The sequence below is a fragment of the Hydrogenimonas sp. genome, from assembly GCF_029932565.1.
Taxonomy (GTDB): domain Bacteria; phylum Campylobacterota; class Campylobacteria; order Campylobacterales; family Hydrogenimonadaceae; genus Hydrogenimonas.
Genome location: NZ_JAOZPV010000073.1, coordinates 1 through 8,706 on the forward strand (window position 1 = coordinate 1; position 8,706 = coordinate 8,706).

The 8,706-nt window shown below is 51.9% G+C and carries 8 protein-coding genes; 5 read left to right on the top strand and 3 right to left on the bottom strand.

The features are described from left to right. Nucleotides 1-724 (bottom strand): DEAD/DEAH box helicase (locus Q1K24_RS08140; RefSeq protein ID WP_300368648.1); only part of this gene is annotated, 724 nt, incomplete at its 3' end. Nucleotides 725-1,031: 307 nt separating this feature from the next. Here Q1K24_RS08140 and Q1K24_RS08145 point away from each other — a divergent pair. The 4 genes from Q1K24_RS08145 (at nucleotide 1,032) to Q1K24_RS08160 (ending at nucleotide 5,221) form a co-directional block, all read left to right on the top strand. Beyond that, nucleotides 1,032-2,432: an FUSC family protein gene (locus tag Q1K24_RS08145; protein WP_300368651.1), complete on the top strand. Its 1,401-nt coding sequence runs from the start codon at nucleotides 1,032-1,034 to the stop codon at nucleotides 2,430-2,432. Next, nucleotides 2,433-4,034, top strand: coding sequence for a TolC family protein (locus Q1K24_RS08150; RefSeq protein WP_300368654.1), 1,602 nt, complete (start codon nucleotides 2,433-2,435; stop codon nucleotides 4,032-4,034). A 97-nt stretch (nucleotides 4,035-4,131) separates the two neighbouring features. Beyond that, on the top strand, nucleotides 4,132-4,347 hold the full coding sequence (locus tag Q1K24_RS08155; protein WP_300368657.1) for a DUF1656 domain-containing protein: 216 nt from the start codon (nucleotides 4,132-4,134) through the stop codon (nucleotides 4,345-4,347). Between the two features lies 1 nt (nucleotide 4,348). Beyond that, on the top strand, nucleotides 4,349-5,221 hold the full coding sequence (locus Q1K24_RS08160) for an HlyD family secretion protein (protein ID WP_300368660.1): 873 nt from the start codon (nucleotides 4,349-4,351) through the stop codon (nucleotides 5,219-5,221). 52 nt (nucleotides 5,222-5,273) lie between these two features. On the opposite strand, the gene Q1K24_RS08165 is transcribed toward Q1K24_RS08160, so the two are convergent. Next, nucleotides 5,274-5,945 carry a potassium channel family protein gene (locus tag Q1K24_RS08165; RefSeq protein ID WP_300368663.1) on the bottom strand — a complete coding sequence of 224 codons (672 nt, stop codon included), beginning with the start codon at nucleotides 5,943-5,945 and terminating at the stop codon, nucleotides 5,274-5,276. After that, nucleotides 5,920-7,008: an AI-2E family transporter gene (locus tag Q1K24_RS08170; RefSeq protein WP_300368666.1), complete on the bottom strand. Its 1,089-nt coding sequence runs from the start codon at nucleotides 7,006-7,008 to the stop codon at nucleotides 5,920-5,922. The genes Q1K24_RS08165 and Q1K24_RS08170 overlap by 26 nt, the downstream gene beginning before the upstream one ends. A 139-nt stretch (nucleotides 7,009-7,147) precedes the next feature. Here Q1K24_RS08170 and Q1K24_RS08175 point away from each other — a divergent pair, with 139 nt between their 5' ends. Next, nucleotides 7,148-8,533 (top strand): phospholipase A, encoded by a 1,386-nt coding sequence (locus tag Q1K24_RS08175; RefSeq protein WP_300368669.1) that lies wholly within the window; start codon nucleotides 7,148-7,150, stop codon nucleotides 8,531-8,533. Nucleotides 8,534-8,706 lie beyond the last annotated feature (173 nt).

The following is an 8,706-nucleotide window of genomic DNA, read 5'->3' on the forward strand; positions in this document are numbered from 1 at the left end:
CCTCGTCGCGGTCCTTCTCCTCGATGACGTAGTAGAGCTGACGGATATCCTTGTTCGTCGTCTCCTTTTTCGTAACCGAAACGAACTCCGGCTGGTAGAGGATATGGCGTGCCAGATCCTTGATAGGTTCGGGCATCGTCGCCGAAAAGAGCAGCGTCTGACGCTGCTGCGGCAGGTAGCTGAAGATCTCTTTGATATCGTCGAGGAAGCCCATGTCGAGCATCTCGTCCGCTTCGTCCAAGACGACGATGGATGGGTTGAAGTCTTCCAGTTTGCCGGAACTGAGCATATCGAGCAGCCGCCCCGGTGTCGCGACGACCACCTGGGCACCCCTCCCGATCAGATCGAGCTGCCGGCGGTAGCTCTGCCCCCCGTAGACACTGACGGTGCGGATACCCGCGAAACGCCCCAGGCTGAAGAGTTCGTCGCTCACCTGCGTCGCCAGCTCCCGCGTCGGCGTGATGACCAGCAGCTGCACACCGTTGCGCCACTCGATATTGTTCAGCGCCGGCAGGCCGAAAGCGGCCGTTTTGCCCGTCCCCGTATGCGCCTGTCCCACGACATCCTTTCCCTCCAGAATCAGCGGAATCACCTTCTCCTGGATCGGGCTCGGTACCTGGAACCCCATGCGCTGGATCGCACGCATGATCGGCTGTTTGAATCCGAAATCGGAAAAACTCATGGTCGGTTTCTGTTCTGTCTGTTCGATGGTCTCTTGACTCATACAATGTTCTCTTTATGGTGAAATGATAGTTGCAACCGGTACGGCATGACAATTTTCTTTTTGTACATATACCGAAAAAATGTCATATTATCGATCACAAATCTATTTACCGATGGCACGCACAAAATGCTCCCAAGCAGTGTACCGTCGGTGGTGCCCATCTGGTAAATATACGGAAGTGTATATTTGCAGTAGATGGAGGTAACTGACCGCGCTTTCGGTCAGGTGTCAGGATGCACGCATTATAGCATATTTAGACACATTCCTGTATAATTATTCTCAATTAAAAACAATCTGAAAGGCTTGGGTGGAGGCAAACGTTTCGAATACACCGACCATATTGGAAAAACTCGATGTGCTGTTGGCCCACTTTTCCCTCTCGAAAAAAGCGATATATGCCATCAAAGTGGCATTGAGCGTTACGCTTGCCTATCTTGTTGCTTTTTCACAGGGGTGGGATCACGCTTCCACTGGCGCCATCGCCATCATGGTCATCGCGGCGGGCAATACGCTGGGCGATTCGATGTTCAAAGGGTTTCTGCGCATAGTTGGCACGGCGATCGGTGCATTTTTCGGTATCGCTTTGATCGCGTGGATGCCACAGGATCGGGAGCTCTATCTGCTGCTTCTTTCTCTGTTGGTCACCTTTTTTATCTATCTCGGTCGGGCTTATCAGGGAGACAAGACTATCTTTCTGTTAACTGCGATGACGATGATGATGGTATTCGACAACGGCAATGTCGACGATGTTTTTCTATACGGTATAAACCGAACTTTTATGACGATTTTCGGCGTCGTCGTCTATATGCTGGTCGGTGTCTATCTCTGGCCCGACAAGAAAGAGGAAAAGATCGACGAAGAGATAGATACCGGCATTCCAGAAGGTCCAAAATTTCTCTTTCTCGATCCGGAAAACTTCAAAGGCGCATTGGTCACCTTTCTCGTTTTCTGGACCACCACGCTGATCTGGATCCTTTTCAACCCGCCCGGAGGTTTCTACCTCGTCACGCTTGCGACTTCACTCTCTCTGTATACCGCCTTTTCGCCGCTGAAGCCTTCTCTGCTTATCATCGTATTTTCGTTCGCATTCGTGTTTACGACGTTCGCCTATATCTTTGTCGTACCGAACATTCATCACGGTTACGAACTGGCCCTTTTCCTTTTTATCTACGTTTTTTTCGCCTTTTATGTTTTCAAGCCTCAGCTCGCACTCTTTTTCGCGTTGGGGCTTGCCATCATGAATATCCAGAACACCATGTACTACCAGTTCGCCATCTTTTTGAACATTCTTTTTCTCTTCTACGCCTTTTTGTTCATTCTGCTGCTCTTCTACTATATTCCATTTTCGACACGACCGCACGATATGCTTGTCACGACCATCGAGCGATTTTTCGGTATGATCGACAGGCTTCGGCAACCGACGAAAAGCTTTTTGAAACGGGCACTGGCGAATGAAACGGCCAAACTGCTCGTTCCAACCGCCAAAAAGATCGGTATCTGGGCGTCCCAGACCGATGCGGAATGGTTTGGCACCGACAGGGAGAAGCTGATGGCGTTTGCAAAGGAGTGTCTCGTAACGGCGAAAAAAATAGAGAAAGCCGGAAAGGGCGAAATTTCCAAAGAAGAAGCGGAAAGGGCGTTAGAACATTGCACGAAAACGGAAGTGTCGCTGGGATTGCGGACCATACATGAAAACGGCAGGTTTTAAATGAAACATTTTCGATATATCGCCACTGCGGCATGTACGGCAACAGCTCTGCTGCTCTTTACCGGGTGTACGAAACTGGGTCCCGATTTTTCGGGTATCGAGCCGCCCAAAATGCCCAAAGAGATCGAAACCGCAAACAGAGTCGCTGACGAGGATATTGCCGAATGGTGGCAGATCTTCGACGACCCTGTTCTCACGAAACTGGTGGAAAAGGCCTACGGCCAGAACCTCGACCTGCAGAGTGCAGGGCTTCGAATCCTCCAGGCTCGGGCGGCACTCGGCATCGCAACCGGAATGCAGTATCCCCAGGTACAGACACTCTCGGGGAATCTCGCCTCCACCTACAAAGACCGCCATATCGATTCGGCTGGGCTCAACTTCGATATCGGCTGGGAGATGGATATCTGGGGCAAATACGCCCGGGGTATCGAGTCGGCCGAGGCGAATCTCTTTGCCAGCGTCGCCTCCTACCGCGATCTGATGATCTCCGTCCTGGCGGAAGTGGCGCGCAACTACATCAACTACCGCATGACCGAAGAGCGTATCGCCTACGCCGAGCGCAACGTCGCCATTCAGGAGCGGGTCACACGCATGACCGAAATCCAGTTCAACTCGGGCAACGTCAGCGAGCTGGATATGCAGCAGTCGCGCACCCAGCTCTACAACACCCGCGCCACCCTGCCCGGCCTGGAGCTTTCGAAGATCAAAACCGTCAATGCGCTGGCCATTCTGCTTGGCACCACCCCCGAGGAGGTGCGGATTATCGTCGACACCGACGACAAGAGTCTTCAAGATGCCATCAACCGCTACATCGCCACAGGCAGGCAGGGCACCATCCAGCTCTCCGAAAAAGAGCAGGATCTACTGGATCTCTCCTACATTCCGGAGCCCGCGTTCGACCCCCATCACATCATCGATGCCTCGCTGCTTACACGCCGTCCGGACATCAAAGTGGCCGAATACCGTGCCCATGCCGCCGCCGCACAGATCGGTGCCACCGAAGCGCTGCTCTATCCGAGCTTTACCCTCTTCGGCTCAATCGGCTACAACGCCGCCGACATGGGATTTGGATGGGGAACCGCCGCCAAGAATCTGAGCGTCACGGCGGGGCCGGGGTTTTCATGGAACATCTTCCAGTACGGCCGGTTGAAAAACCAGGTGCGGCTGCAGGATGCGAAGTTCGAAGAGAGCCTGGTCAACTACAGCAAAAAGGTGCTGCAGGCGGCATCGGAGGTTTCCAATGCCCTCAACGGCTACCTTCTGACCAGAAAACAGCTGGAAGAGCGCAGGAAATCGGTCGAGGCGACCGTGCGCGCCTTCAATATTTCGGTCACCCAGTACCACGACGGGCTGGTGAGCTACCAGCGGCTGCTGAGCACCGTCGAGAAACTGACCCTGGCACAGGACGCCTACGCCCGCACCCGGGGCGAACTGGCAGCCGACATCGTACTTCTCTACAAATCGCTCGGCGGCGGCTGGCAGATGAGCAGCGGCAACGCCTACCTCTCAAAAGAGAGCATGAAGCGGATAAAAGCGCGCGGCACCGACTGGGGCGACTATCTGGATGCGAATCGGACGTTGATGCCGGAGGGGTGGAAATGATGGATTATGGTAATGGGATATGGGATATGGGATTTGGTGTACGGAAGTCAAACAAACACCCACTGCCTACCAAAGATAGTGGTCATGGGAAGATATTATGACAAACCCTTATCCGCACGAGCTTCAAATCAGCGACGTCTATCTCTCCCCATTGCTTCCGGTTCTCGGTCTGGCATTTTTCATGACACTCGTGACGGTCATGCTGTTGAACAGACTGAAACTCTCCCGTTTCTTTTACGCCCATTCGTATATTTTTCTGGCTATCATGATACTCTATATGATTCTCATCGACAGACTCTGGATAAGGTTTTGACATGAAAAGACTCTTGAAACTTCTTTTGACACTCGCTATCTTTGGCAGTGCCGCGTGGTTCGGCTATCACAAATACCGTGAATATACTCGGAATCCCTGGACCAGAGACGGTCAGATACGCACCCAGGTTATACAGGTTACACCCAGGGTATCGGGTATGGTAACCAGAATAGCCGTGGTCGACAACCAGCATGTCAAAGCGGGGGAACTGCTTTTCGAAATCGATCCCTCCCAGTATATTCTGAAGGTGAAGCAGGCCGAAGCGAGGCTCAAGCGCTCTATCGAGGCTTCCAGAGGCACAAAAATCGAATACGAAAGGGTCAAAAAGATTTACGCCAAAGACCCCGGTGCAGTCAGCCAGAAAGATCTCATCCGAAATGAAGTCAACTATTACAAATCTCTTTCCGATATCGACAGCGCCCGTGAAGCATTGAATGCCGCAAAACTCAACCTCTCGTTTACCAAAGTTTATGCGCCTGTCGACGGATGGGTCAGCAACATCAACTTTCAGATCGGTTCGCAGGCCACGGCCAACAAACCGTTGCTGGCGCTGGTAGACGAAAAGAGTTTCTGGGTATTCGGATTTTTTCGCGAAGACACGATTGCCGATGTCCGGGTCGGCGACACAGCGGTTGTCACACTAATGACCTATCCCGACACGCCGCTGCATGGCAAGGTGGAGTCGATCGCATGGGGTATTGCACCGACAGACGGCATTCCCGGCAGCAACCTGCTGCCGAAAGTCAATCCCGTATTTCAGTGGATCCGCCTGGCTCAGCGCATTCCGGTACGTATCAAACTCGACGAACCGTTGCCGCAGAATGTCAAACTGCGGGTAGGTATGACAGCGTCTGTCATGATCCGAAAAGAGTGAAGTCGTACACTGTTGTCTGTCTCCGCGCAGTCACCGGGACGGGTTCAGCCTTTCAGTTTCCCTTTTCGAACTCTGTACTGCGCAAATTGATAAGGCTCGAGACGAATATCGCCATATAAAAGACACCGACCACCGCTTCCATCGATACAAAAAATTCCGCAATCCGGCTGGCCGGCGAGATATCGCCATAACCGAGCGTCGTCAGCGTAACGTAACTGTAGTAGGCGACATGGAAAAAGAGGTGTTCCCACTCTTTTACCACGATTCCGTTGAAAGCGGTCGGATCGAAAATGAGAATCATCAGATAGATCACCGTCCAGATCAGACCGATCAGCAGATAGAGAGAGAGGGAGCCGATAATTTTATTGCTATCCACTTTCCCTTCGAAAAGTATCTGGTGTACAGCGAGTTTGAACGATCCGACAAAAAAGAAAAAGAGCACCATATAGATAAAAAAAAGTGTCGTTTTGGTCGGATAAAAGTGGACCAGAAGAACCAAGACACCCAACGTCATCGCCATTCCATAAACCACACGTTTCCATGTCGCCTCGGTATGGAGGCTTTTGACACCTACCAGCAGCATCACGACGATAACGATGGAAAAGACAACGTCGAGCATTTTATTGGAGGACTGGCTTGTCACGGCACTGGCAAAAAGCATGCCGATAAGTGCCAGACAAAGATAGAGAAAATTGTTTTTACGACTCAGTTTGTGCAACGGCATTGTATTCCACCAACTCATCGATCCAGAGTTTGAAAAGTTTGTATGCGAGAGCCAGAATGACGGCACCGAGGAAAAGACCGATCATACCCATCAGAATCATTCCTCCAATCGCACCCACCAGGATAACGAGCATCGGGATATCCACCCCCCGCCCCATCAAGAGCGGCTTCAACACCCCGTCACTGGCACCGACGATCAACATATAGATGGCGAAAATCGTTGCCGGTGTACCACTGGCATAGGAAAAGACATAAGCGATGATCGGCCCGATGATAATGAGTGCCGGAAGCTGAATGATCGTCAGGAACATGATGATGATCGCCCAAAGAGGCGCCAGAGGCACTCCCATTGGCAGCATCCCTACCAGTGCCAGAGCACTTTGGATAATCGCGACACCGACAACCCCTGTTGCGACACTGCGCACCGTCAGAACGAGAAGATCACCCCAACTGTCGCCGCGTTCTCCGAGAAGGCGGCGCATGAAACGTTTGTAAAAGGCACTGCTCGACTCTTTTGCAATTAGAAAAAAGGCGGCGACAATCAGTGATCCGACTGTCATCAGCAGCGTCACTACACCGCTTTTGAGCATGATCACAAGTTTCATCAGTGCCGCTTTGATCTGATCTTTGAACGGGGCGAGTGTATTGTGCAGGTCGGCATTGGCATTTTCCCAGAGCGTATAGACTTTTTCCCCGATCAGAGGCCACTCTTTTACCTTTTCCGACGGCGGTGGAATCGTCACCTCCTTGGCGTGGACAGCCTCGATGAGATGCTGAGATGACGCAATCAGATTGTCGGAGAGCAGCCAGGCCGGCACAACAAGGGCCAGAATCATCAGTGTCATGACAGTGATGATGATTTTTTTGCGGTTGCCAAAACGCTTCTCGAGCATCGCGATGAGCGGTTCGAACGCTACAGCAAGAATGACCCCCCACAATATCAGCGGAAGAAACGGTTTGATGATCAGATAGGAGATATAGAGAACGAGAAAAAGAATACCGAGTTTGACAGCGATTTCAATGGCGATTTTTACCTGACTATCCTTTACGACGGATTGTTGCATCATATGCCTTTTTTATATTTTGGTCCTGACGATTTATGTTACAAAATTATACCCAATTTCACAACATTGAACTTTTATTCAACATTGTTTAATGGTCGATTCAATAGAATGGTTAACCAATATTTTTAAAGGAGTGAGAATGCTCGGAGCGCAAAGAAGCGGGTGGTTCATTTTTTCAAGCAGAGTTTTCGTGATTTCGATGCTCTGTCTTCTTCCGATTACAGGAATGGCCAGTGCCAAGCAGGGAGCCGATTTCCAGAAGGCGATCCAGTACATGGAGTCCAAACAGTACGACAAAGCACTGCCGCTGCTCGAGGAACTCGCCAAAACAGGCAACAAAGCGGCGATGTACCGCCTCGCCTACATCTACGAGAACGGTCTGGGAGTGCCACAGAATTACAAAAAGGCGGCCAACTGGTACAAAGAGGCGGCCAGAACCTACGCCTACACCGTCGAAGCTGAAAAAAAGGGAACGGATGTCCATTCCAAAAAGTTCACCGAACGTTTCAAAGCGCAATTTACCGAAAGCAGCATCCGCGCGGCGGAAGAAGCGGCCATCGCCAAAGTCGACACCGATACGCCCGAAACCAAATCGTTCCTCAACGAGCTGGCCGACGGCCGCTTTTTCGGCCTGACCCCCTACAAAGCGAACTATATTATGCCGGTCGGATACTCCACCAAAAAGTATCCCCGTCAACCCAGCGCCTACAAGAGCTTTGCCATCGCCGATGCCATCGATCCGATCCCCGTCAGTCGACAGGACAAATACGGATATTACGACGAACAGACGGAAGTGGAATTTCAGTTCAGCCTGAAGAAAAACCTGACCTACAACCTTTTCGGTTTCAACGAGTACATCACGGCCGCCTACACGCAACGATGCTTCTGGCAGCTCTACTCCGAGTCCGGCCCGTTCCGGGAGACCAACTATATGCCGGAACTCTACGTTGCCGTTCCGACATCCCAGTCATTCGACGAGATGACGGGCCTGAAGGTGACCAAATGGGGGTTCATCCACCAATCCAACGGCCAGGAGGGGTACCGCTCCCGTTCCTGGAACCGCCTCTATCTCGAGGGGATATTCCAGTGGAGCAATCTTTTCCTCTCCGCACGCGTCTGGTACCGGCTGCCGGAAGACGACAAATCGGATGAATACTACAGAGGTTACAAAGACCTGAACGGAAACGGTATTCCGGATGCGGGAGACGGTCTCATCGACCCCAACTCCGAAAGTGACGGAGACGACAACCCGGATATTACCGACTATATGGGATACGGCGACATCTCCCTCAGCTACCTCTGGCACAAACACCAGATCGGTGCTCTCTTCCGCTACAACTTCGGCAAGGGAGGACACGACCGCGGCGCCGTACAGCTCGACTGGAGCTACCCATTCTTCGATTCGAAAACGACATTCTGGTACTTCAAGTTCTTCAACGGCTACGGCGAGAGTCTCATCGACTACAACCGCAACGTCACCAAAACTTCGTTCGGCTTCTCTTTCTCCCGTGGACTGTTCCAGTAGCGAAGCTTTCGCATCCATAAAACAATCGGGCGGAGACGAAAAGAACTTATTGGCCGGGAGCAGGAGAAAGTGCGCTTCCTGCTGCCGGCATCGGGATGAAGCGCCGAAAATCTCGTAGTCATCGGTCCACGTCAGCCAGGACAATCGCAGAACGGACCGTGACACCGGCACGA